Below are 26,841 nucleotides of genomic sequence, written 5' to 3' on the forward strand. Positions count from 1 at the left end.
CCAAAGCATTTTTTAAGGAGGATGAAACTGCCTTCTAATTAAACTTATTATATTGGTGTACCCTTAAAGAAGAAAGCACTACCACCCACCATATAAAATCTAATCTCTAATAGATTATATATTTTTTTAATTACATCGATATAATAATTATAGAAGAACAGAATCAAAATAGATAATATGTTATAGGATATAATGCTTCAAAAAATAGAATAAATTTCGATGCCTGGTATGACATCATTTCTTCAGGCGTCTGTATCTCTTCCCATCGGGATTGCTAATTTGGAGATACAATTGTTCATAGTGCCCTTTGTATCTATATCCTGCAATTCCCACTGCAGCAACTATACCCACAAATAAAAGTAACAGAACTCCTTTGTTACTCTGTTTGTCTTGAGGTACCTCTGTTCCAACAGGAACTATCTCATCGCCTATTGACATAACAGATTGATTTTCAGCTGAGCTGTTCTCGCTCAGAATTGTTTCAGTGATATTGGGAACAAGAATAGCAAAGGGTGAGAATCCGGGAGTTTCAGCTACATAATACATATAATCCCCATCTTCTCTTTCAAATGATGTATCCAGAAGTGCCCACTTTCCATTTGAGTAACGTGAAAGCACTATTGAATCCTGTTCGACATTATTGGAATATACCCATGATTTTTCTACCTTGAACCGGATAAGCACATTCGAAATTACTTCGGATGGAAACTTTGAATCGCCTACCCAGATATTAAGATTCTTGTATACGTTACCGGGAGGAGATGAACTTACAATAGATGAAGTTCCCTTTAACATCTCAATTACCGCTTTTGTCTGGCCACCATTAAGTTTGGATAGGAAACTTATGGACACTATATTATTAGCAGGTTTATCGAACTCAAATATGGTTTCTCTATCCTTCATAACGTATTTGATGGAATAGTCCTTGGATTCAATATTCTCAAATTTCTCTCCGGTATTCAGAGACCCACCGCCTCCGCCACTACTTCCTGAAGATGAAGTTGCTTCACTACTGGAAGAAGAAGGTTCTGTTACTGTTATAGATACGGTTTCATAATCTTCTGCACTGCCATCAGTGACATAGAAACTTACAGAATAAGTACCCATCTGACTCTCAACAGGCATCCAGGTAAACAAACCAGAGGAAGCATCCAGCATGGCATTTGAAGGAGTTTCCAGACAGGTATATGTCAGAGTCTCACCGGAATCTACATCTTCAGTGGATAAATTAAACTCCAGAGTATCATTATAAGCTATTTCCTTTGAACTTATAGATTCAAGCTTTGGAGGCATGTTGACATCTGTCACTTTAATCGTTGCAGTTGTGCTGTTACTTAGACTGCCATCTGAAACTGTGAATAACACATCATAAATTCCGGAATCAGTATAATCCGGGGTGCAGATGAAAGTGTTTCCTCTAATGGTTCCAAGAGTGCTATTTGTGGAATATGTAAGTGCATCGTTGTCTGCGTCTGAACCTGTAAGGTTGATGTATAGCACATCGTTCTCTGAAACTGTACTATTTGCTACAGAACCCATGACCGGAGCACGATCTACATCTGAGACAACTATATCAACCACTCTATAACTTGAATGAGTGTCTGCTACCCTGAATACTGCATGGTAATCACCTGCTTCTTCATATGTAGGTGTCCAGGTGACATTTACCGAGGAACTTTGCATAGATATAGATGCAGTATTTGGTAATCCTGTTGGCCAGGAAAATGCCAATGAATCACCTTCATCATCTTTTGCTGATAATTCAAAGCTTAGTGTGGAATTCTCATTTACGTAGAGAGTTTGAAGTGTGTCTATTACAGGAGGGAGATTGGGGCCACTTGCAACTATTGTTATTGTAGCGGTTTGTGTATCTGACCCTGAGCCATCATCTACTTTAAAGGTCAATGCTTTTGTGCCAAGTTCTGTTGGATTGATCCAGGTGAAAACACCTGTTGAAGCATCAAGTGTCGCACCGGAAGGTAATGCAGTAACGCTTGAATAATTGAGAGAATCACCATCCGGATCAAAGCCATTTAATTCAATTGTAATGTCAGAACCGACTGCCACAACCGTATCGCTGATCGGGTATAATACAGGATCCCTGTTTACGTTTGAAACATTGACTTCAACACTCTGATGTATTGTGGACTGACCATCACTAACACTAAATACGATATTATGAATTCCCTGATCATTGAATCCAGGTGTCCAGGTAAAAACGTTGTTATCGATAAGTCCATAGGAAACATCTTTACCAAATACAAGAAGGTCATCGTCCTCATCTGTTGCTGAAAGTGTTATTTTCAACTCAGTGTCCTCATTTACCGTGACCGGAGATGGGGATGAAAAATCAGGATAACGGTTGACATTATTCACAGTTATTGTGATGTATTCTGAATCCACATTGGATCCGTCAGAAACAATAAACTTAGTCAGGTAACTGCCGGCCTGATCAAAAGTAGGGGTCCAGGTGAACACACCTGTCGAATTATTAAAAACTGCACCTAATGGAATATTTGATGCAGAGAACACAAGAGAATCATTATTAGGATCTGTTGCAGAAAGACCAAATACAAGTTGGCTATTCTCGTTTACAGAACGATCTCCAATTACTGAAAGCACAGGGGAGTTGGTCGATGCTGAAACCCCTGAGATCAATAATAATGAAATAACTGCAAGAAATAATAACGTTCTTAATGAGATTATGTGATTTCCAGTATTCCTAAAATAGTTCAAATTTCCAGATTTTTGTGGAAATCTATACCTGACGTGTTTAAAGATAAAATCCCCTCCATAATAATTATATCTTAAGTTTTTAAAATAATAAACTTAATTGAGTATGGAGTGGAAAATATATATTTGAAAGAATAAATACGAGTGAAATAAGTATAAAAAAGAAAATACTGGCAGAACACATCAAGAGAATATGACCTGCCGCATTGTCGCTCTGTTTTTATTTTTTAGTGCGCCTGTAACGCTTTCCATCCGGATTTCCTAGCTGCAACTTTACCTTCTCATAGTAATCTCTGTTCCTGTAACCGAATATTCCTACAACTGCCAAAGCTATCAGACCCAACAGGACAACTACAGGCACGATGGAAGAGTTACCTTGCTGAGGTGCTTCTGCTGTCTGCCCCAGAGGTGTTGTATCGTCTGTAGACATCATTGAGGTTGCATCCTGTTGGATCTCTTCAGTAGCTTTAGCAGCAGATGTGTCGCCTGTCATCTCAAGTGCAGGATCGATGCTTGATATTGCAAATGGGGAGAATCCCGGAGTTGTGGCTACGAAATAATGGTATACATCATCCTCACCTTCAAGTTCGGTTGGTAGTTGTGTCCAACCGCTTGCATACCTGCAGAGTACAATGTTAGAAACATCGACCTTGTTATCTTCGATCCATTTATTATCCACCTTGAAATGGATCTTTGAATTACCAATAACATCTGAAGATAGCTTTGCGTTTGTGTAGATATTCATGTTCTTGTAGACAAGACCCGGTGCAGCAGAACTTACCTGACTGGAAGTGTCATATAGCATTTCAACTACTGCCTTGACCTGACCACCATTGAGCTCTGAGGTAAAGCTCACCGAGACAATGCTGTTCTTCTCTTTCTCGAATGTGAACACTGTCTCAATATTCCTCACCACGGATTTGAGTACATAATCCTTGAGGAAAATGTTCTCGAATTTTTCACCGGTGGACAGTGAACCTCCACCGCCGCCACCACTGCTTGAACTGGAACTGGAGCTACTGCTTGAAGAAACAGCACTTACAGTTATTGTTACATTCTCTGTATCAGTAAGTTTTCCATCCGTCACTCCAAACAATACATAATAAGTGCCATTCTCACCATCTATTGGAGTCCAATCGAACTTACCTGTGGAACTATCGAAAGTAGCATTTGTAGGTCGATTTGCGATAGTATATTCCAGAGAATCACCATCTACATCAGTTGCTGTGAGATTAATTGTGAGTGCGTCACCTTCGTCTACACTCTTGGAACCAATTGTACCCAGCACAGGTGGAGCATTGACATTGTTGACTTTCACGGTAGTGTTAGAGTAACTTGTAACAGTACCATCAGAGATTCCGAATTCTATGGTATAATTTCCAGAATCATAATAATCCGTATCCCATGAGTAAACTCCACTACTTGAAAGTGAACCTGAAGCGTTGCCTGTATTATTGATCCATACAGAAACATCATCGTCCGTATCTGCATCATATGGATTCAGGTTAATTGTTAGAGTTTCAGTTTCGTTTACCTCATAGCTTGAGTTAAGTGATGAGAAATATGGTGCCCTGTTTACATCCAGAACAGTGATAGGTACTTTAAGAGTATCAGAATACTGCATTTCGTCCTTTACGATGAATATTACAGTATAATTTCCTGCTTCCGTGTAAGAAGGAGTCCAACTGAATTCAATTCCTCCAGAAGGAACTGTAGATATAGTTGCATTTCCAGGGTTCCCTGAAATACTATAAGTCAAATAATCACCGTCTGCATCAGTGGCATTTACGGTAAATGAAATGTATTCACCTTCACTAATATTCTGTGCACCCACTGCACTAATAAATTCAGGAGCGCGGTTAGTCTCATTAACACCTATGACTGCCGTTTTTGTGTCAGAAAGATCACCGTCGCTTACTGTGAAATTGATATAATGAGTTCCAGTGTCATTATAATCCGGCGTCCAGGTGAACACATTACCTGTTAGGTTACCCAGAGTGGAGTCCTTTGAGTAGTACAGTGGACTGTCTCCATCAGGGTCAGTAGCATTCAGGTTAATTGTGACATTTTCAGTTTCATTCACAGATATACTTTGGATGTAATCAAGAACTGGAGCCCTGTTAGTATTTTCTACATTAATACCGACTTCCTGATAAACTACTGCCTCTCCATCGGATACACTGAAATTAGCTGTATAAGTTCCATTTGTATCATATCCAGGAGTCCAGGAGAAATCACCGGAAGCTGAATCAAATGTTGCTCCTGCTGGCAAAGATATTGCATTGTAAGATACAGAAGTTCCATCCGCATCAGTTGCATTGACGGTGAAAGACAGTGTATTGCCTTCACCCACTGTCTGATCTGCAATTGTTGTGAATACAGGTACTCTGTTAGTGTTTGTTACATCGATAACAACTTCCTGATAAACAACATCCTCCCCATCAGTCACACTGAAAATTGCAGTGTAGTCTCCTGACATATCATATCCGGGAGTCCAGGAGAAAACACCGGTACTGGGATCCAGTGTTGCTTCAGAAGGAAGACCTGTTACGCTGTATGTGAGAGAATCACCATCTGCATCGATTGCATTGACAGTGAAAGACAGTGCATTGCCTTCACCCACTGTCTTGTCTGCAATTGTTGTGAATACAGGTACCCTGTTAGTGTTTGTTACATTGATAGCAACCTCTTGATAAACAACATCCTCTCCATCGGATACACTGAAATTAGCAGTGTACTCTCCTGCCATGTCATATCCAGGAGTCCAGGAGAAGTCACCTGTATTTGTGTCCAGTGTTGCTCCTGAAGGAAGACCACTTATATTATAGACAAGAGTGTCTCCGTCAGCATCTATTGCATTGAGAGTGAATGCAAGTTCCTGACCTTCAAAGACAGACTGCGGACTAATTGCTGCAAATTCCGGAGCAGTATTTACCTTACTTACTGTAATCTCTACAACCTGTGAATCTTTGGAACCGTATCCGTCAGATACTGTTAATTTAACATAATGTGTTCCAATGTCCTTGTGCTTGCTATCCCAGCTAGCTACACCAGTTGCCGAATCAATATCAAAGATGTAAGTATCATTAGAACTGAATACAGCACTGTCTCCATCGATATCCGTATAATTTGCATCTATATACAGAGTGTCTCCTTCATTTATTGAGTAAGATGGAGCAACATCAGTGATGTTTATCGGATTATTTGGGATCTGAACATTGCTTTCAATTCCGGATGAAAGCATGGAACTTGTAACATTGTAAGCATAAACTGTAATGTTTGACCAGCTGTGAGCTTTCAGATCTATTGTGTTATTAAACTCTGAATCGGTTATATTGTACCAGCTTCCATTGTAACTGACATTGTATCCATCAGCTACATTTCCATTTCCTGAATCCCAGTCATGAAGAACCCAGAAGTTGCCGGTTGTACTGACAAAGTTAGTTGGGTCTGCCGGTGTATATATTACGGAACTTAGTTCGTTTACCGTGATATTTGCAAGATAGTAGTCCCAGAACTCACCGTCTGTTACACTAAAGTTCACATAATGAGTTCCAACCTCAGATGAATCTGGAGTCCAGCTAAAAACCTCACCTGAAATATCACCGAAGCCGACATCCTTAGAGTATGTAAGTGGGTCACCGTCTATATCAGTTGCATTGAGTGTGATAACCAGAGTTTCAGACTCATTTACAGTTCTATCTGCTATAGGCGTAAAAACAGGTGCACTGTTTGTGGTAACAATCACATCATTGACTGTTATGTGTATAATTTCAGAATCATTCCCACCATTTCCATCACTGACATTGAAGTTCACTGCATAGGTTCCTGAAGCATTATAATCAGGAGTCCAGCTGAAAATATGACCTGTGATATTACCGAAGCTGGCATTGCTTGAGTATGTAAGCGAATCACCATCAATATCGGTTGCATTAAGTGGAATCTCAAGAAGTTCGGACTCGTTGACACTGTGATCTCCTATTGGGGTAAGAACGGGAGCATGGTTAATTTCAACGACAACATCATCAACTGTAATTCTGGCATTAAGAGAATCATTGCCACCGTTTCCATCATCTACACCAAAGTTCACAATATATGTACCATTGGATGAAGGAGTCCAGACGAAGCTCTGGTTACCAGGGTAGAACAGAGCACCTGCTGGCAATATGGAATTATTGTAATATGTAAGTGGATCATTGTCTGCATCATTTGCAGAAATTGTGAAGTTTACAAGGTTTCCTACAGTTGTGTTGATATCAGCAATAGTATTGAACACTGGTGCAGAATTGCTTGTGGAAGATGTTGTTTTTGCGATTACTGTTATTGTAATGTTTTCTGAATCCTCTTCGTAACCATCGGAAACTGTGAAATTTACCGGGAATACACCGATTTCACCTGATACAGGAGTCCAGTTAAAATCACCAGTAGAAGAATCAAAGGTGGCATTGTCTGGCTTATTCATCACTGAATACACAAGAATATCATCATTATCTGCATCGGTTGCAGAAACTGTGAAGTTCACAGGACTTCCTACAGTTGAATTAATATCAGCAATAGGATCAAACAATGGAGCAGAGTTTACAATGACTTTTCCAACAGCTTCTGGCACAATTGAGGAACTACCATCATTATAAGTGATTTCTACATCCTGCAATACCAGACTGGAAGTACCACTAACCAATCCCTCCATTGCCACATCTGCTACTGGAGTGTTAGCTGTTGTTATAGAATCAAGTCCATTAAGACTGATATTCACTTTTCCAGAGCCCAGGTCAGTATAATTTACAGAATGACCTGTCATTACCGTGTTGTTCAGAGTGACATTCTTTAGAGAAACTATGCCAGGACCATACACCAGAGTCATGTTCACTCCGGTTACATTCTCGCAATTAGCAAGAGAAATAACCACATTGGCGACATCGCCCTGTATGACCTTATCTGAACTGATTGAAACGCCTATTACTGAGCTCGCGCTCGCTACTAGCATTGGGTTGAATGCCGAAAGAACTATCGAGATCGACAAAAGAACCCTTATATAATTCAATACCCCGTTTTCCTTACTGTTTTTCATAAAGGGATGCATACTCTCACCCTTGAAATATCTGAGATCTGAGTCCGATATATCATTTACTACATTTTGAGCTGCATACAACCATAAATACAACTACGTCTATTGCTTTTACGGACATACAGTGGTATCACTGATGCCCCCACATTACTCCACGATTACCAATATATCCTGATATATTATAAAAGTATTCAATATCATTGTTTTTATAAATCGTACACGATTAATATACAAATCAATATATACTAATTTAGTATGAAATTGAATACATTAGTAATGTATTGGCAACTACACCATAAATCATTGTAATGATAGATAAGAATAGTGATTCAAAAAATATATCTATCATGTGCATGTTACACCAGCCACCTATCATGAATAGAGATGAAATCTTTGGATGAAAAAACAGCCTTCCAAAAATTCAAGCAGAATATAGTTCAGTGGTTGCACACAGAGTCACTGATTTCTAACTCGCTTGCGATGATCATAGGAATTTTGACCGGACTCGTAATTGTTTTTTACGATACAATGCTGGAGATGGGTCACAACGTTTTCTTTGGAACAATTTCATCCTCACCACGATACTTCATTATTCTTTTGCCTGCAATCGGGGGACTTATTGTAGGTCTTATCGTCCATTATTCAATCAATACCAGAAGATATGACATAGAAGAGATTATCGAGGCAACTGCCCTGCGTGGTGGCAGAATGTCAGTTCGTAATGCTTTTCTTGAAGTACTGGCATCCATAATATCCATTGGATCAGGCGGATCGGCCGGAAAGGAAGCACCAGTTGTTCTTGCGGGTTCAGGAATAGGATCTGCTCTTGCCGAAACACTGAATATCCACGGAAACAGAGTAAAGATACTCATCGGATGTGGGGCTGCAAGTAGTATTGCTGCAGCATATAACGCCCCTCTTGCAGGCGTTGTCTTTGTCGTAGAAGTGATTCTTGGTGAACTGGAAGCAAGCAGTTTCATACCAATTGTAGTATCAGCAGTATTTGCCACAATCGTTTCAAGCCTTGTTTTTGGTGTTGATAATATAGGAGTTGCAACATACGAATTCGTAGATCCATCCCATGAATTCGCGCTCTACCTTCTACTTGGAATTTTAGCAGGACTTATATCTGCACTGCTGATGCGCGCTCTTTTCAGTACACACCAAGCCTTTGAATCCCTGCAGATACATCCTGCGATAAAACCTGCGGTAGGTGGACTTTTTGTAGGACTTATCGGATTTTTCTATCCTCAGGTATTTGGTGTGGGTTATGATGTGATAACAGATGCCTTAAACGGCAATCTTACACTGCAACTAATGTTTTTACTGATTTTTTTGAAGATAATTGCCTTCTCATTCACAATGGGTTCCGGCGGATCAGGAGGGTCAATTGTACCTGCTCTTTTTGTAGGAGCAATGATGGGAGGAAGTTATGGATCTATAGTTCATGGAATATTCCCGCAAGTCACAGCAGAATCCGGAGCATATGCACTTGTTGGAATGGGAGCTGTCTTCGCAGGAACCAGCAGAGCACCTCTTACTTCCATTCTTATTCTCTTCGAACTTACAAGGGACTATAATATGATACTGCCAATCATGCTGGCATGTGTCGTCAGTAACGTGATATCCAGTTCTATCAATTCCGAGTCCATATTCACAGAAGGACTGCGCCGCAGAGGATTTACCATCAGAAAAGGCAGAGAAGTCGACATTATGGAAGCACTTCTTGTTAAAGACGCAATGAAACATAATGTCCAGACAGTTTCCGAGAACAAGAATGTAGGTGCACTTATCGCACTCATGCAGTCAAGCAGACACGCAGGCTTCCCGGTACTTGATTCCAATGGTCAGCTATCAGGGATTGTAACCCTCAAAGATGTCAGGGACAAAGTAGGTCATGACGAACTGGAAAAAACTATTACAGAAATATGTTCCAAAGATGTTGCAGTGGCATATCAGGATGAAACACTTAACACCGTACTAAAACGTCTTGCTGCAAAAGACATAGGCAGGCTCCCTGTGGTGTCAAGGTCAGACAGCACTAAGTTATTGGGAATAATCACCCGTAGTGATATTGTTAAGCTCTATGACAAAAAAATATTGGATAAGGTTCAGAGACTACAAAAAAATGAACCCTGACAAGTAAGATCTCCAGAGATTTAAGTCCAAAGAACTTTGTTTCATTTCTAGAACAAATCAAATATCACTTATCACTAACAATGCGACCGAGGAAATAACCCGGAGTCGCATCATATATATGTACAAGGCAAGTTATTCCCGGTTGAAGATCGCACTGCGGAATTACAACTGGTTTGTATGATGCGGTCCGTGCCATCATACCTTTTTGCTTTGCTGGTTTTGACAGGAAAACTTCCACCTCTTTTCCGATCATTCCTTCACGAGTAGCAAGTTTGACAGCCTCACACACCTCATGCAGCTCATTTGACCTGTTAACAACAACACGGGAATCAATTTTGCGCATATCCCATGCTTTTGTATGTGGCCTTGGAGTAAAGCGAGAAATATTTATCTTTTCAGGCTTCCATTCCTTCACCCATTCAACTGTTTTTTCAAAATCCTCATCGGACTCTCCGGGATAACCCGCAATTATATCTGTAAAGATGGTCATGTCAGAGAACCTGTTCCTGAAAGCCTCAATAATAGTATTGGCCTCTAAAATAGAGTGATAGCGATTCATATTATTCAGAACATCATCAGATGCAGATTGAATTGGAAGGTGAAGGAACTTGTATATCCTTTCATCCTCAAATGCATCAAGCAGGTCATCAAGAATAGGAATAACTGAGAATGGGTTCATCATTCCCACACGTATCCTGTAATTACCAGGAATGCTGCATATCATTTTCAACAACTGAGGAAGTAGGATCTCTTTGTCAGTTCCGTATTGCCCGTTATCCTGGGAAGTCAACCAGATCTCCCTGCATCCTTCATCGACTGCTTTCTGGATATCATCAACTATATCTTCCGGTTCAAAAGAAGATAATTTTCCACGTGCAATTGTCACTATGCAATATGCACACGCATAATTACAACCTTGGGAAAGCTGACAGATATGAATATTAGAATTATAGCGGATCCTTGGAACACTCTGAAAACCCTCTGGTTCCTCAAGGAAGAGTTTCACACTGCCGCCTGTCAGTTCATTGCGTGAAAGAGAATCAAGAACCTGACCTAATCTGGATATTGAGTTAACGCCCAGAATATGAGCATCAGGGTTCTGGTGCATTATGTCCTCAAGCTGTACTTCCGGCATGCATCCTGTGACTATAACAGCTATTCCTTTTTCGCCAAGCTCCCATATCTTATGGAGAATCTTCTGCTCGGTGCTATACTTCACAGTACAGGTGTTAATAACCACAACCTCGGCATTGTTCTCAGGGACAAGTTCATGTCCTGCATCCCTGACACTCGCCTTCATAATTTCGGCTGATGCCTGACTGGCAGAGCAGCCATATGTAGAAATATGTACTTTCATTTTAAGTTGCTGAAAATGTATCAAGCCATTCTGAGAGGGGTTTTCTCTTTGTCATGGATGTAGATAGTGTCAGTAAATTTCACAACACCGGAGCTACCCATGGTAATACTGTGAACCCTGGCATCACCTTCACCGAAAAGACTTACGCCTTTGAGAAGGATTCCGGGAGTTACCCCTGTTGCCGAGAATATGATATCCTTACCTGGAGCAAGTTTCTCAATATCCAGGACATCATTGATATTTTCTTCAGTGATCCCCATTGTTTCAAGTCTTGGCATTTTTTCAGCTTTTTCCTTTTCAATCTCCTCAGCTGTACCGCCATTTGCAACTGTTGGGAGAACAAGTCTTGCAAGCATCTTACCACCAAGGATCTTCATTGCTGCAGCAGTCAGGACTGCTTCACCTGAACCGCCTGCACCAAGAACCATGTGAATTCCTGAACCACGAATAGCAGTTGCAATTCCAGGCATCAGGTCACCGTCACTGATGAGATTCACTCTTGCACCTGTTTCCCTGATCTCTTTAATCTTATCCTTGTGCCTTTGCCTGTCAAGAATAACAACAACAAGCTCATCAATATTCCTGTTAAAGGCTTTTGAAACGATCTCAAGGTTGCGTATAACAGGTGCATCCAGATCAATTCTTTCATCCGGATGTGCTTTTTCATACTTTACAACTTCAGGACCGACAACGATCTTATCCATATAGATATCTGGTCCGTGGAAAAGTCCTTCCCTCTCTGCCATAGCCATTACGGCTATTGCACCGGGGATCCCGTCAGCAGCGAGGTTTGTTCCTTCCAGAGGATCAACTGCGATATCAACTTCAAGATCTCCCTCACCTGTACCAACTTCTTCACCGATGAAAAGCATAGGTGCTTCATCGCGTTCTCCTTCACCGATCTTGATAATACCCTTCATATCAAGACAGTTCAACATCCTGCGCATGGCTTCAACTGAAACCTGGTCTGCGTAGTTCTTGTCACCACGACCCATCTGGTAAGAAGCTGCAATTGCGGCTGCTTCAGTGACATGTAAAAGTCTGGGTAAAAGGGAACATTCGATTGGTCCTGCACATTTAATTAAAGCTTCGGCGGTTTTCGGATGAGGCATAATTATCTTTTCCTTATCGTTTTCTTTCATGAATGATTGTGTGCCACATGTATTAATGTTTACTATATTAGAGTTGCGAGGGCTTCAATACGCAGTCATTGTCCATTTAGAACAAACCTATTTTAAGATATCAACAAGAGCAACCCTTTCCAGTACCAACAATGGAACGCTGTCTTTTCCTGTTGCCTTAATTTCCTGTTCGGTTATAGAGAACTGACCTGCAAGAGTTTCATTTTTGCTTTCAGAGTAATCTGCCACAGGTTTTACGTCTATGATATTTCTGAGATCCTGCAAAGTGTTTTCGATATTTTCGGGGTCACCGAGAACAACAAAGACCACATTCATGTCACCTTCACGAACTCCCATGGAGAATGCTTCTTCGATCTGCCTCCTCCCCGAAGCATACCTCATTATTTCCACGCCTGTGTCACGGGCAACATTTGATCCATTCTCAACAGCCCTTAATGCTTTTTCAACAGCAAAAGAGATATGATCATCACCTGCGATCTTGTCTGCATCCATTGCCTGTACAACAGTACTGTGCAAAGAAGAAATAGATGCAAGTTCTTTCAAAAAAATAGGTACATTCTGGATAGATACAGAACCGCCAATCGTCTTGAACTCCATATTACTGAATACACAGGTAACCGAGAATAAGCGTATCGGTCTGAAAGAAAAAAACATTATCACATCATAATGTGCACTTGTGTAACTGGTTAACTTTATCACTAGTGGAATCTAATGATAATGTGGAGATGGGACATGAACGAACAACTTGTAACTTCAGTTAGAGAACGTTTTCGATGTCTTAACTGCGGATACCAAATGGAAATCAGAAATCCTTGCCACAGTTGTGGTGATGGACAATTCAAGTGTCTTTTTTGTGGAGAACACATGTCTAAACAATGGTAGATAAATAAGATTTACTAGTTGTTTTCATTTTCAGCTATAATCGAATCTACTTTTGAAAGCACCTTGAGGGCAACTTACATTGCCTTTTCCGTGTGTTTTATGTAGGTTGTTATTTATTACCACATCAAATACTACTGAAAATAGACAATTGAATTTCATTCTGAAGTTTCATTTTAAATTCTGGAATGAAAAATAAGAGTTCATGAATGAAAGTTGTGAGTTCGATCAATTCAGGATGAATACAGAAAGTTAATATTTTACCTGACTTAAGTTAATATACAAACTCTTGCGGTTAATTACACCCGGTGTGAGAGGTGCTGACAATGGAACAGGATTATGATCCACATGGAATAGAAAACAAATGGCAAAGCCGTTGGAATGAAAGCAGGATATTCGAGCCAGAGCCTGATGAAAGGGAAAAATTCTTTATCACTATCCCCTACCCATACTTAAACGGCAATTTACACGCCGGGCACACAAGGACATTCACCATTGGTGACGTTATTGCCAGGCACAAGAGAATGCTTGGTTACAACGTACTTTACCCAATGGGCTTCCACGTAACAGGAACACCTATTGTAGGTCTTGCAGAACTTATTGCAAACAAAGACCCACAGACAATGGATGTTTACTCCCGTCTACATGGGATTCCCGAAGATATACTTGTAACGCTTACAACACCTGAAAGCATAGTTGACTATTTCAGTGTGGAAGCTGAAAAAGCAATGCGTGCAATTGGTTACTCCATTGATTGGAGACGCAAGTTCACAACCACCGACCCTACTTATAAGAAATTCATTGAATGGCAGTTCAATCTTCTTCATGACAAAGGTCTGATCGTCAAAGGAGCACACCCTGTAAAATGGTGTCCAAACGACAACAACCCTGTTGAAGATCATGATATTCTCCATGGTGAGGAAGCTACCATCGTTGATTTCACACTTGTAAAATTCACTTATGACGGCATGGTACTCCCATGTGCCACCCTTAGACCTGAAACTATTTTTGGTGTTACAAATCTCTGGATCAACCCTGAAGTAGAACATGCAAAGATCAAGGTTACAAAAGATGGACGCGAAGAGATATGGATCGTCAGTCAGGAAGCTCATAGAAAACTTACTTTTACAGACAGGACCATCGAATTCATAGAGAATGTTCCAGGTAAAGACCTTGTGGGAATAAAAGTTCAAAATCCGCTTTCAGGAAAGGAGGTAATCACACTTCCAGCATCATTTGTCAAACCTGGAAACGGCAGTGGTATTGTCATGAGTGTGCCTGCTCATGCACCTTATGACTATCTGGCACTCAAGGACCTCTATGACAAAGACCTTTCAGAATACGGAATTACAGAAGATCTGAAAGATATCAAACTGATATCACTTATCCAGGCCAAGGAATTCGGAGAATATCCGGCAGTTGAAGCTGTTGAACAACTTGGCGTAAAGGATCAGAACGATCCGAAGGCCGAGGAAGCAACAAAGATGGTTTACCGCCGTGAATTCCATGGTGGGGTCCTGAAAGAGAACACCGGCAAATATGCAGGTGTTGCTGTTTCCAAGATCAAGGACATCCTCACACACGACCTTCTTGATGAAGGTATAGGAGAAGTGTTCTATGAATTCAGTGAACCTGTTGTATGCCGCTGCGGAACAAAATGTGTAGTGAACATGGTAAAAGGGCAGTGGTTCCTCAACTACTCTGACCCGCAGTGGAAAGCAAAGGTCTACAAATGCATTGAGAAAATGGACATCATCCCGGAGGAGATCAGGGTTGAGTTCAACAATAAGGTAGACTGGCTAAAAGACAAGGCATGTGCCAGAAAGAAAGGTCTTGGAACGAGACTTCCATTTGACACTAACTGGCTTATCGAGTCGCTTGGTGATTCTACAATCTACATGTCATATTACATAACTAACAAGTTCTTTGCACAGGGTGTTGATGTCGAGCAACTGAAACCTTCACTCTTTGATTATGTACTACTTGCAAAAGGTACGGTCCAGCAGGTAGCCAAAGATACGGGACTTTCAGTCAAACTCATTGCAAACATCAAATCTGATTTCGATTACTGGTATCCTGTTGACCTGAGATCATCAGGTAAAGACCTTGTACCAAATCACCTGTTGTTCTTCCTCTTCCACCACGTTGCAATATTTGAAGAGGACAAATGGCCACGCAGTCTTGCAGTTAACGGATTTGTATCCCTTGAAGGCCAGAAGATGAGCAAGTCCAAAGGACCAATACTTACTCTCATGGAAGCTGTGGGCAACTATGGTGCGGACATCTCCCGTATGTATATCCTTTCAAGTGCCGAACAGACACAGGATGCTGACTGGAGAAACGTGGGCGTTGAAAGTGCAAAGAAACAGGTGGAAAGGTTCTACAAACTTGCAATGGAGATAATTGATTCTGGTGCCACATCAGGAATTGATGGTGAACTGAAACTTATCGACCGCTGGATGCTCAGCAGACTCCAGCAGTGTGTCAGGGAAACTAACAATGACATGACATCGATCAGGACAAGGAGTGCACTCCAGAATGCATTCTTCCTGCTCTACAACGATGTAAAGTGGTACCAGAGAAGAGGCGGAAGCGCATTGCTTTACGATGTCCTTGATACATGGGTGCGTCTGATGGCTCCGTTCACACCACATATCTGTGAAGAGCTCTGGAGCGCAATGGGTCACGGTGAAGGAGACTTTGTATCCCAGGCAGCGTATCCAATATTCTGCCCAAGGTTGGTAGATAACGATGCTGAACTTGCCGAGGAACTCATGTGCAGCACACTTTCAGACATTGAAGAGATTATCAAAGTCACAAAGATAACGCCAAATATGGTAGCTCTTTACACTGCACCAGAGTGGAAAATAAAAGCCTTCAAGATGGCTCTTGAGATGAAGAATAAAGAAGAACTCAATCCTGGTGTTTTGATCAAGACACTGATGGCAGACCCTGATAACCGTAAGTATGGCAAGGAAATACCAAAATATATCCAGAAACTTGTACCTGATATATCCAGCATGAAGACTGAAAGATTCGAGATGCTGCTGGGAATGAGTCTTGATGAGATGACAATTCTCAAAGAGAATATCGGTTGCCTTGCAAACGAAATCGGTTGTACCATACAGGTATACAATGCCGATAAGCCAGAGTATGACCCGGAGAATAAATCCAGGTTTGCAGCACCACTCAGACCTGCAATATATCTTGAATAAAATACTGGCTTTTTAATCAGTATTTTTCTCTTTTTCTTTTTTCATTATTTTTGTTCTACTGTATTGGAAATGTTAAAATATACGATAAATATAAATTTGAAGCCAATAAAACATAGTTAATTATTGAGCATCAAATGAACGAAAGAAATCTGACTCCAGATGAAAGCAACAAAACCATAATCAGGCTTGTAGCCAGAACATTTCTTGTTTTCATAACACTCAGTTTCCTGCTGGTTCCCTGTGCTGGTGCCAATTCCACCATGGAACTCAAAGTAGGGGTCTATCCGAATGAGCCACTCATCTCACAGGATCAGAATGGAACAGCCGTCGGGCTTTATGCAGAGATACTGGAAAGTATAGCCACAAAAGAAGGCTGGGAGTTAAGATATATCCCTGGCACACTCGAACAATGTTATCAAAGACTTGATAACAATAGCATAGATATCCTTCCTGCAGTTCCTTATATACCCGAAATAGAGCAACACTATATTTTGACATCAGAAGCTCCATACACAGACTGGGGAATAGTTTACACATACAAAGGTTCAGGAATCAGTTCCATGAATGACCTTAGCGGGAAGAGAATAGCCCATGTGGATGACATATTCTATGAAAATTTCAATGCCAGTCCTGGAAATGGCAACACCAGTTATGTGTTCATTGAAACTGAAAGTTATATGCAGATATTCGAACTTGTAGAAAGAAGGGAAGTTGATGCAGGGATAATAGCAAGATCATATGGAGAACTACATGAAACGCAATTCAATCTGCAAAAAATACCCTTCGTGATATCACCCACAGATATGGTCTTTGCACTATCTGAAGAAACAGACCCTGCCGTCAGTGAAAAGATCGATCAGGACATACGCCAGATGGTGCTGGAAGACGGTAACATACAATACCTTTCAAATAAAGAAGAAAATAATGCAGAGAATCTCGCAACGTGGGAAAGTCCGTCATGGCTTAAATTCTCTGTGGGCATCGGTGGCGGCCTTCTCCTGATATTTCTCATATTGAGCCTTACTCTAAAGAACAAGGTTGAAGAGAAAACCTATGAATTAAATTCAAAGAATAGGGAACTTGAAGTTGAGATAAGGGAGAGAAAGATTGCAGAGGAAAAACTGAAACAGTACTCTCTTGAACTTAAGAACTCAAATGAGTTGAAGGATCTTTTTACAGACATACTCAGACATGATCTCATAAACCCTGCAACTGTGATCAAAGGTTATGTTGAGTTCCTTATTGAAGTGGAAGACGAGCCCAGAAAAAAAGATGCAATGGAAGCCATCGAAAGAAATAACAAAAAGCTAATAGAACTCATAGAGAATGCAGCAAATCTTGCAAAACTTGAGAACATGGATGATATGTCCTTTAAGACACTAGATCTTAAAGAGATAATAGAAGAAGTTATAGAACACCTTATTCCAAAACTTGAAGAAAAAGACATGAATATCACTTTCAATCCATCTGCCAAGTATCCTGCTGATGTGAATACTACAATAGAGGATGTTTTTTCTAATCTGATAGGGAACGCTATCAAATACAGTCCATCAGGAAGCAATATCAATATAGATGTCAAAGATGTCGATGACACATGGGAAATAACGATCTCTGATGAAGGCGAGGGAATTCCTGATGAAGAAAAACCATATGTATTTGATCGCTTTAAAAGAGCTCATAAGGTCAACATTAAAGGAACCGGGCTTGGACTTGCAATTGTTAAACGTATAGTTGATCTTCATGAGGGAACAGTTGAGGTCTTTGACAGAACTGACCGACAAGGAACAACATTCAAAGTAACGTTGCAAAAAACGAAGATATGAGACTACCTAGCCTTTTCTAATAAAGAATCGTCCTTCGATCATCAAATACGGAAATCTCATCTCTAATTCTATTAGTTCTTTCAAGATCAATAGTACCAATAATTACTGTCTCATGATCGCCAGCTTCTTCCATTACATCACCCAACTGGTCCACGATTATAGAACCTCCGAAGAATGATGAATCTGAGCCTTCTCCCACCCTGTTACATGCAATGTGTGGAATCTGGTTCTCAATGGCTCTTGCAATTGCAAGTGAACGCCATATGTGCCCTCTGGGACTTGGGAACTCGGCTATTGTTATGAGAATGTCAGAACCCATTAAAGCAAGTTTTCTGGATACTTCCGGGAAACGTATCTCATAGCAGATCTGAAGACCAATTGTTAATTTCCTTATTGGAAGTCTGATAGGAATAATAGAATCTCCTGCTGAAAAATACTGTTTTTCACGCTTGAAAGGATGTGTTTTTCGATAAGTGCCTACCACATATCCGTCTTCCACACAAACACCCAGATTGTAATACTCTAATCCCGTTGAAGACATCTGTTTTTCAATAATGGAAAATACCATTGCACATCCATGTTCCTTTGAAAAAGCACACATATCCCGTATTGTATCTCCATTTTCTGTTTCGCCTGATATTTCTATATTGTCATAACAGAAACCTGTGGAAAAAACCTCAGGAAAGACCAGAAGTTCTGAGCCTGTAGAAGCAGCATCTTTTGCCATAGCTAATGCTTTTTCAATATTACACAATTTATTACAATCAGATATACTCATCTGAATACAGGCTACTTTAATGCTGTTTTTTCCAGACATGGATACTATCTCCATCCTTATGTTATCGGCAAATACGAAGTTTTTTGAAAATAGCTCATTCAGACATATAAGGTTTGATATCAAGAACAGGAGTGCCGTTTACCGCATCAAGTCCTTTTACGTGAAGAATGTTATTATCCACTTTAAGAAGTTCCACAACCGTAACACCAATACCATTTGGTCTTCTTGGACTTCTTGAAGCAAAGACACCAGCTACTTTTCCATCATATCTGCGCTTCTGTATCATAGAGAAACTTTCTGATAGATGGAAATAGAAAAATACTTGTATTCTTTCAAAGTCCGTAATATTATCCAGACCTTCAGCATATTCACTTTTTAGAACTATCAGAGATTCAGTATCTTTTTTCTCTCTTGCATATGCAGGGTCGGAGATGATATTATTTACAAATCCAATTGGATGCATTACAATGGAAATATCATTGCTATTTTCAGACATAGATATCACGTACCATAACGAGTGAAACAGAACTCATTGACAAATGGATTATCAACTGAAATCCTCTAACGAAGTGGACTTTGTTTTGGGGATCAGACCTGTGAGGTCAACGGAGTTTCTGAGAATCTTGAGAAGTATACAATTTGAATGCTTAAGAATGACCTCATTTATCTTTTCAAGCTCATAGGCCGGTTCTGCAGAACTGATCTTCAGCTTGGTTATTCCAGTTGCATATTCTTTTGGACTCTTTTCCGCAGGTTTTAGAACGCAATCCAGCGAAGCAAGATAATCTGTCAGGCTTTTTGGACCGATACCCATACGTACAAATTCTTCCTTGAAAACTGGTCTTTCAACCGTCCTGGAAAGTACATAAGCTGCTACAGGAACCATGTATGCAGAGTCTACTGATCTTATGTTTTCAGCTATAAGAGAATATATGTCTTCGGTGTCGGCCTGCTCTGTTTCTGCAAGACTGTAGACTTTTGAAGGTGGAATCTCAACTTCATTCAGCTTTCTTAGATCCTTCAGAGCACGCAGATAACCTGTCATTACAAGGCGATGTTCATCAACACCTTTGTCCTTAAGTTCTCTTGTAACACCGCTAATGGAAAGCTGTCGACCTTTCAGGATATCGTTTATGAGTAAATAGATATTATCGGACATAATAATTGTATCATAATTGATAACAAACCTGATATATTTGCCGGTCTCTTCCAAATTTAATTTAGCAGAAAACAGGTACCTTTAATAGGAATAATGACGTTATAAGAGTCCCTCTTAAGAGGATGGAAATAGATAGTTATACGGTAGTAGTATATGCGGCTTTTACCGACATGAAAAGACGGTCCTCTCCTGTAATCTGTATGCAACAGTACATCAGAGTTATTTCTATGTTCCTATTCAATTAAAGGAATATATGACATCTTACCGGGCTTTTGAAAGCCATTAATACTATACAAGTACCATATAATTATGGTTCATGTCGCGGTGCAGGAAATGATGAATCGAACATTGTTTTATCATTTATGTATATTTCGGAGGATTGATGGATGCGAACCAATGTACTTTGCAAATAGAAAAACAAAAGAACATGTTCCAAAGAAGTCTTCATTCAAATTGAACTGTGAAAAGGCCAGTATCTATTTCGAAACATTATGAAATCACAACAGATTTATTAAGTTTAACCTCCATATGATAGGTACTAAAAATAGACAACATATAGGCAATATTTATCGCATTCCAAAGTGTTTCATGCCCTGATGTGTCTGTTTTGTACCTGGTCCGTTGGCTATACGAGGTAATTAGATGAGTAAACGAACAAGAATTATCAATGATCCTTCCGAACTCGTACCTCTGCTTCAGGTTTTTGGATCCCAGAGACACAAAAAAGTATTTGATGCACTTCTGAACCTTTGGATGACAAAGGAAGATCTTGAGGAGCTTTTAGGAACCGATGTAACAAAGAGTATTAACATACTCAAAAAGAGTGGTCTGATAGAAAGTCAGTGGCACATGCCAGAACCTGGAAAGACCCCTGAAAAAGAGTATCGTACATCCTATTCTAAAGTCCAGACAAACTTCCAGTGCTCTTTTGAGGACATGAGCGACATCATAATGCTTACTTTTATGCCATATGAAGAAGTAAAGGATGCCATTGAAGAACTTGAACAACTGGTAGAGCAGGGTAATGACTCTATGAGTAGTCTTACCAGAGCGTTGAACAAGAGTCCCTTGTATATTCGCGCTGTTGCCCGCAGATCCGATAAGCTTTCTGTTATGGGGCAGAGACTCAAGGTCCTTCAGAATGGGGAGACAGAATGATAGAACTCCTTCACAGTAAAAGCGGTATCACTAAATTTCAGATCCTGATAGAAGTAGCTGCACATCAGCCCAATGTAAGACAAAAGGAAATTGCCGAGAAAATAGGTGTAACGCCCCAGGCTGTTTCTGAGTATATCAAAGAACTGGTTGCAGAAGGTCTTATCTATTCAGAAGGAAGAGTACGCTACAGGATCACAAAGCAGGGTGTTGAATGGGTACTTGAGAATGCAGCAGATATGAAGAGATATGCCCGCTACGTGATGAGCGATATTATAAGTCATGTCTCTACTTGGACTGCTATTGCAAGAGAAGATCTTGGGGAAGGTAAAGAAGTCTACCTGAAAATGGAAAGTGGATTGCTCTATGTAAGCACCACTGATGTAACAAATGCAACCGGAACAACTATTTCTGCTGCAAAGCAGGGCGAGGATGTAGGTGTTACTGACCTGATGGGGCTTATCGATCTTGAGAATGCCAGCATTACTGTGTGCAGGATACCAAGGGTTGAGAGAGGCGGTTCCCGCAATGTTGATGTTGAAAGGCTCAGGGCACTTGCAAAGTCAAAAGCATATATTGCCACAATTGGCGTGGAATCCCTGATAGCTCTTAGAAGAATAGACATGGAACCACATGTGATGTTCGGTGCAAAGGAATCTGTTATCGAAGCTGCATACCACGGCCTGTCATCACTTGTACTTGCCATTGATGAAGAAGTTCCAACCATACTTAGCAGACTTGAGACTGAGAACCTGGAATACGAACTTGTTGATCTCAGTATACAATAATACAATCTCGAGGAAACATGAAGATCATTATCATATCAGACACACATTTAAGCAATGATAGCGTTCCTGCTTACCTGTCAGAACTTTTTGAAAACTATGAAATGATCATCCATGCGGGAGATTTTGATACTCTTCCTTTTTACAAGGCACTTGAAGCCACGGGAAAACTGAAAGCTGTTCATGGCAACTCAGATGAACCTGCTGTAAGGGAAATTCTTCCTGAAAAACTTGTCTTAGAGGTTGAAGGAGTTAAGATAGGAGTTATTCACGAAGCATCCCTTTCTATTGTTGATACCACAGCAACAAGATATATGGCCCTTGAAATGGGAGTTGATGTTCTTATATTCGGACACCTCCACAGGCCAATTATAGAAAAGAGTGATGTTCTTTTGATATGTCCCGGATCACCAACAAAACCGCGTATGTCTGATCCCTGCGCAGTTGAACTGGAGATCAGGAACGGCTCTGTGACAACAAACATTGTTCCAATAACCGGCCAATCCTGCGGATATATTGATTTTTCCCGCAAACTAGGGAAAAATAAGAATTAATCTATTTTATTACTGACCGTTCACAGTTTCTGTTTTAAACATTACACCGCTACCCTTTAGTGTCATCTGGATTTTATCGGAAAAATGAAGTATATCATCCAGATTTACATTATCACCCCAGTCATAAACATAATCATAATTTCCCTGAACAGCCTTGAATCCCAGGGACATAAGACTTCTGTCTACTTCTGAGGGTAGAGCACCATTACTGTTGAACCAGAGTACTAAATAAGTCTTCATAACACCCACGATAGTATCAATGATGATGTTACTTATGGGGGTTTTGGTTGGAAATTCTAATAAATAACAATTATTACGGATAATAAAAATAAATGAAAATCAGGGGAGAGTTCCCTGATAAATTTAGTATGTTTCCTTCAGGGATTTCAATGCCTGGGAAACCATTGAAGAATAGTGCTTTGTGTCAGGATCGTAATATTCCTTTGCTCTCTGAGCATTTGGAGATGAACCATCCAGTTCTTTTATCCTGTCAAGAGTACATTTTGCTGTTTCAATTACCCACATATCCCTTGTTTGCCCATCTACTATATGAAGTGACTCCGGCCTTACTGATGTAAGAACATCACCTTCGTTAGTAGTGTAAGTGCTCGGTTTTCCGACAACAGCTACAAATGCTGGTGTTTCACATTCTGCAAGTACCTGTGCAGCTTCAGGTTGATACTGACCTGCATATATGAGGAATGAACCAGTCGGATCGCTTACTCTTCCACGCCAATACTCTGAATCAGTACCTATGTCTTCTTTTTCTATGAGAGTTCCTACTATGAAGATCCTGTTCACTTTAGCACCTGTTGGTGTAAGGAGATACTGTGGGGCATACTGGTCATCACCATCCTTGAAACTAAGATTAGATTCCCTGAACTCCTGTGCAAATATCCTTCTGGCAACTTCCCTTGTATATCCTGCCATTTCAGATCACCTCTGCGGCTGCAATAAGCTCACCCAGCTCGGACGCATCGTATGCAAATATCGGGGAAATAGATTCTACAATAAGATACCGGTCAACCCTTGACCCTTTTACATTATAATATCTTCCTACCAGTGAATCTTTCATTTTCTCAAGGACAACTCCCTGATCCAGGGCGTCTGCGGCAAGAGCTATTGCACTTTCAAGGGTCATTCCTGTGACCTCTTCCACAAGGTCTCTTTTAATAATTGCATCCTGTATTGAGCTACCATCATCCATAACCGCCTTGATGCGAAGGTCATAAACTCCATCCACCTTGCCATGTTCCATACATGCTCCCTTTGTAAGGGCACGGTTACATTCCGGACACCTCTTGATAAGTCCCGAGCCTGATTGAATATCGACCATCGCTCCCCTGAACTCCACTGTGGCATTTCCAACTTCTATTTCTTCATCAAGAGATTCAATAGAACTGCTTTTATTCACATTGAGCTGAAACTTACCGTTCCACTCGTTCACAACCACATTTTTCAGAAGATAGCTCTTTCCTTCTTCAACAGTAGAGACTCCTGCACTTTCCCATATTGTGAACTTGATAGTTCCTGTTTCATCACCAATCAGACCTACCTGGGATATGGACTCATGTGTATTGTCCCACAGCTGGACGATCTTTCCCCTGATATTTGCCCACTTGCCATCATCAACATCAGAAATGTTGATAAGAGGAGATTCGGACTGTCCTGTATAGAACTCGTTCCTCTTAATGTTGTATGATTTTAAAAAGTAGTTAACAACACTTCTGCGTGCTTCTTCCCTTGGCACCTTGAACTTATTGATCATCTTGTCAAGACGCTCTTCAATTTCCCCGATTGGGATCTCCACTCCAAGTTCGCTGAACCTGGCACTAATTTCCTGTGCTAATTGTTTCATTTCAAATCCTCAAGCCTCTTGTTTGTTTCGTCTTATGGAGAGGCAATACTCTGTATGCATCCGGCCTATATAACCTAATTCTAAGCTAGGTGAAAGTAATATATAAAAGTATATTTAGTGGTAAAAATAAAAGTGAACATAAAAAAATCAAAAATAGAAATAAAAGAGATTGGATAACAGTAATTCTGTGATCCATTATCTGTAAAGTATGTCTGCAACCTCTCTTGCAGCATCATCTTCGCCAATGACCGTTACAAGATCATCGTATTCAAGGACAAGGTTACCATTTGCAATATAGGATTTCTCACCTCTTCTGATCATGAGCAGAAGACTATTCTCCGGGAGATTCAGTTCCTTAATAGCTTTACCTGCTACCTTAGGATTGGTGACCCTAACCTCAAGTATCTCACCTTCTTCTCCAACCTCACACATTGAGAACATAGATGGCTTACCTACCATATTATCAAGTACCAGTGCAGTGGTCATCTGAGGACTCATAGAACGAATAGACAAGTCCCAGAATGCATGGAGATTCTCAACATTGTTGACCCTTGCAACTATCTGGTCTTCCTTTAAATTGAACTTACTCTTTGCTATCTGCGAGACCAGCAGATTGGTATTATCCTGATCTGTGGTGGCAACCACATACTTTGCCTTCTCAATACCTGCTTCTTTCAGGACATTGATGTCCTCTGCGTCACCATGGACAACACGGATTCCCTGCTTTAACAGGCGTTGACATTTTTCCTCGGAATTGTCCACTACAACAACATTCTCGCCTCGCTTCTCAAATCTCTCGGCCAGGATCTTCCCAACCTCTCCGCCTCCAATAATAAGAATCTCCATGGGTATAACTCCTAAAAGATTGGCAACTCTTCTTGCAAAGGTTCCGGTCATTATGACTGTAATAATAACTGTAAGGAATACCAGCCCTACAAGCATCTGGCCGCCTAATATGTTCATAGCATCAAGCTTGATAGCAAAATAAGTTGCAATGGATGCCGGGACAACACCCCTTGGCCCAATGAATGATACGAACAGTTTTTCATTAGTCCTCAGGCGGGAATTCGCAGTAGAGCCGAAAACCGCCAATGGACGTACTACAAATATAAGCAATAATACTACAATAATTCCCTTGAAACCTATTCCTATGATATACTCAAATTTCAGCATGGCTGCCAGCAGAATGAAAATTATCGACAGCATCATCATTACAAGATCAGACTTGAACTCTTTTAGCGCATTCTTATGTGGGATGTTGGAAGTTCCTGTAACTATTCCAAAAACCGCAACTGCAAGTATACCGGATTCATTGCCAAGAAGCTCGGAAAGCACGTAAGAAAATACCACAAGTGTCAGAGTAAAGAACCTGGCAGTCTGGTCTGTTACCAGAGAACCACTTGATAAAAAACGCTTGAGAATATTTCCACTGACAAGACCAATGACAATTCCAATGATAAGCCTCTGTATGATAAAAGATGCTGCACTGAAACCATTGAGCTGTGAAACTATCCATTCGAACATGAAAGCAGCAAGAATTACACTGGCCGCATCGTTGAAAACACCTTCAATTTCAAGGATCTTTCCAACCTTATGATTTACATGTATGTTCCTGACAAGCGGAGTTATCACAGTTGGACCGGTTGCTGCTACAAGTGCACCGAATAGTGCTGCAAGCTTCAAATCAACGTCAAGTATGAAATATGTGACAAGAGTTGCACCTGTAAATGTAATCAAAACACCGATGGTTGTAAGTTTGAAGGCAGTTTTCTGTATTGTACGGATATTTTTCACATCAATGTGCAGACCGCCATCAAATACGATCACAGCAACTGAAAGCGACACAATAGCTGTAAGCCCATCACCAAATGTAGAAGGATCAATAAAGTTCAGAACCTCCGGGCCCACAAGTATGCCTTCCAACAATAGGAACATGATTATTGGCACTTTGAAATGCTTGCTGAGAGTCTGTGCAACCATGCTCATGAAAAGGACTGAAACAACGATCTCAAGGAAGAATATTGAGTCCACACTTATACTCCATTAGTCTACAAAATATTAGATTGTTTTGTAAATACATTAATTATTAAGTATGTAATAATTATCTGATAGGTCTATAAATATAAAACACTAATGCAAAGCATTAATGTAAAATGCCGGTTCATGTGTGAGATCTGACTGAGCAGGAAAATAATT

Annotated in this window: 18 protein-coding genes; 6 read left to right on the forward strand and 12 right to left on the reverse strand. The window is 40.4% G+C overall.

What is annotated here, in order from left to right; all coding sequences use genetic code 11:
• Nucleotides 1–234 precede the first annotated feature (234 nt).
• Nucleotides 235–2,658, reverse strand: a complete 2,424-nt coding sequence (locus BLP52_RS05320) for a PGF-pre-PGF domain-containing protein (RefSeq protein ID WP_154717793.1) — start codon at nt 2,656–2,658, stop codon at nt 235–237.
• Nucleotides 2,659–2,953: 295 nt separating this feature from the next.
• Complete coding sequence (locus BLP52_RS05325) at nt 2,954–7,804, reverse strand: Ig-like domain-containing protein (protein ID WP_162272940.1); 4,851 nt, start codon at nt 7,802–7,804, stop codon at nt 2,954–2,956.
• 390 nt (nt 7,805–8,194) lie between these two features.
• Between BLP52_RS05325 and BLP52_RS05330 the strand changes: the two genes are divergently transcribed.
• Nucleotides 8,195–9,940: a chloride channel protein gene (locus BLP52_RS05330; protein WP_394328630.1), complete on the forward strand. Its 1,746-nt coding sequence runs from the start codon at nt 8,195–8,197 to the stop codon at nt 9,938–9,940.
• Nucleotides 9,941–10,004: 64 nt separating this feature from the next.
• Here BLP52_RS05330 and BLP52_RS05335 read toward each other — a convergent pair whose 3' ends face one another.
• The 3 genes from BLP52_RS05335 to cgi121 form a co-directional block, all read right to left on the reverse strand.
• On the reverse strand, nt 10,005–11,297 hold the full coding sequence (locus BLP52_RS05335; RefSeq protein ID WP_091709372.1) for a tRNA (N(6)-L-threonylcarbamoyladenosine(37)-C(2))-methylthiotransferase: 1,293 nt from the start codon (nt 11,295–11,297) through the stop codon (nt 10,005–10,007).
• A gap of 20 nt (nt 11,298–11,317) precedes the next feature.
• Complete coding sequence (gene glpX, locus BLP52_RS05340; protein WP_091709675.1) at nt 11,318–12,409, reverse strand: class II fructose-bisphosphatase; 1,092 nt, start codon at nt 12,407–12,409, stop codon at nt 11,318–11,320.
• A 117-nt stretch (nt 12,410–12,526) separates the two neighbouring features.
• On the reverse strand, nt 12,527–13,036 hold the full coding sequence (gene cgi121, locus BLP52_RS05345; protein WP_091709374.1) for a KEOPS complex subunit Cgi121: 510 nt from the start codon (nt 13,034–13,036) through the stop codon (nt 12,527–12,529).
• 608 nt (nt 13,037–13,644) lie between these two features.
• On the opposite strand from cgi121, the gene leuS reads away from it, so the two are divergent.
• Nucleotides 13,645–16,533, forward strand: a complete 2,889-nt coding sequence (gene leuS, locus BLP52_RS05350; RefSeq protein WP_091709376.1) for a leucine--tRNA ligase — start codon at nt 13,645–13,647, stop codon at nt 16,531–16,533.
• A 134-nt stretch (nt 16,534–16,667) separates the two neighbouring features.
• Complete coding sequence (locus BLP52_RS05355; protein WP_091709379.1) at nt 16,668–18,356, forward strand: ATP-binding protein; 1,689 nt, start codon at nt 16,668–16,670, stop codon at nt 18,354–18,356.
• Between the two features lie 16 nt (nt 18,357–18,372).
• Here BLP52_RS05355 and BLP52_RS05360 read toward each other — a convergent pair whose 3' ends face one another.
• Genes BLP52_RS05360 through BLP52_RS05370 form a run of 3 tightly spaced genes read right to left on the reverse strand, consistent with a single transcriptional unit; the run spans nt 18,373 to nt 20,293 of the window.
• Entirely contained in the window at nt 18,373–19,173 is an 801-nt protein-coding gene (locus BLP52_RS05360) for a nitrilase-related carbon-nitrogen hydrolase (RefSeq protein ID WP_091709676.1), read from the reverse strand.
• A 55-nt stretch (nt 19,174–19,228) separates the two neighbouring features.
• Complete coding sequence (tsaA, locus tag BLP52_RS05365; protein ID WP_091709380.1) at nt 19,229–19,630, reverse strand: tRNA (N6-threonylcarbamoyladenosine(37)-N6)-methyltransferase TrmO; 402 nt, start codon at nt 19,628–19,630, stop codon at nt 19,229–19,231.
• A gap of 51 nt (nt 19,631–19,681) precedes the next feature.
• The gene (locus BLP52_RS05370) at nt 19,682–20,293 is read right to left on the reverse strand and encodes a hypothetical protein (protein WP_154717794.1); all 612 of its coding nucleotides are present in this window, start codon (nt 20,291–20,293) and stop codon (nt 19,682–19,684) included.
• Between the two features lie 642 nt (nt 20,294–20,935).
• Between BLP52_RS05370 and BLP52_RS05375 the strand changes: the two genes are divergently transcribed.
• From BLP52_RS05375 to BLP52_RS05385, 3 genes are read left to right on the forward strand one after another with little or no spacing between them, the layout of a single operon-like run.
• Entirely contained in the window at nt 20,936–21,451 is a 516-nt protein-coding gene (locus tag BLP52_RS05375) for an ArsR family transcriptional regulator (protein ID WP_091709383.1), read from the forward strand.
• Nucleotides 21,448–22,236: a DUF7839 domain-containing protein gene (locus BLP52_RS05380; RefSeq protein ID WP_091709385.1), complete on the forward strand. Its 789-nt coding sequence runs from the start codon at nt 21,448–21,450 to the stop codon at nt 22,234–22,236. Before BLP52_RS05375 ends, BLP52_RS05380 begins: the two co-directional genes overlap by 4 nt.
• Nucleotides 22,237–22,253: 17 nt before the next feature.
• Nucleotides 22,254–22,787 carry a metallophosphoesterase gene (locus BLP52_RS05385; RefSeq protein ID WP_091709387.1) on the forward strand — a complete coding sequence of 178 codons (534 nt, stop codon included), beginning with the start codon at nt 22,254–22,256 and terminating at the stop codon, nt 22,785–22,787.
• 9 nt (nt 22,788–22,796) lie between these two features.
• Here the strand turns inward: BLP52_RS05385 and BLP52_RS05390 are convergent, their stop codons facing one another.
• The 4 genes from BLP52_RS05390 to BLP52_RS05405 form a co-directional block, all read right to left on the reverse strand.
• A complete protein-coding gene (locus BLP52_RS05390) occupies nt 22,797–23,027 on the reverse strand; it encodes a hypothetical protein (protein ID WP_091709389.1) in 231 nt (76 codons plus the stop codon).
• A 123-nt stretch (nt 23,028–23,150) separates the two neighbouring features.
• Nucleotides 23,151–23,717, reverse strand: coding sequence for an RPA family protein (locus BLP52_RS05395; protein ID WP_091709391.1), 567 nt, complete (start codon nt 23,715–23,717; stop codon nt 23,151–23,153).
• 1 nt (nt 23,718) lies between these two features.
• Nucleotides 23,719–24,645: a replication factor A gene (locus BLP52_RS05400; RefSeq protein WP_091709392.1), complete on the reverse strand. Its 927-nt coding sequence runs from the start codon at nt 24,643–24,645 to the stop codon at nt 23,719–23,721.
• A gap of 195 nt (nt 24,646–24,840) precedes the next feature.
• Nucleotides 24,841–26,676 (reverse strand): cation:proton antiporter domain-containing protein, encoded by a 1,836-nt coding sequence (locus tag BLP52_RS05405; RefSeq protein WP_091709394.1) that lies wholly within the window; start codon nt 26,674–26,676, stop codon nt 24,841–24,843.
• Between the last annotated feature and the right edge of the window lie 165 nt (nt 26,677–26,841).

It is taken from the genome of Methanolobus vulcani, from assembly GCF_900100715.1.
In the GTDB taxonomy this organism is placed as follows: Archaea; Halobacteriota; Methanosarcinia; order Methanosarcinales; family Methanosarcinaceae; genus Methanolobus; species Methanolobus vulcani.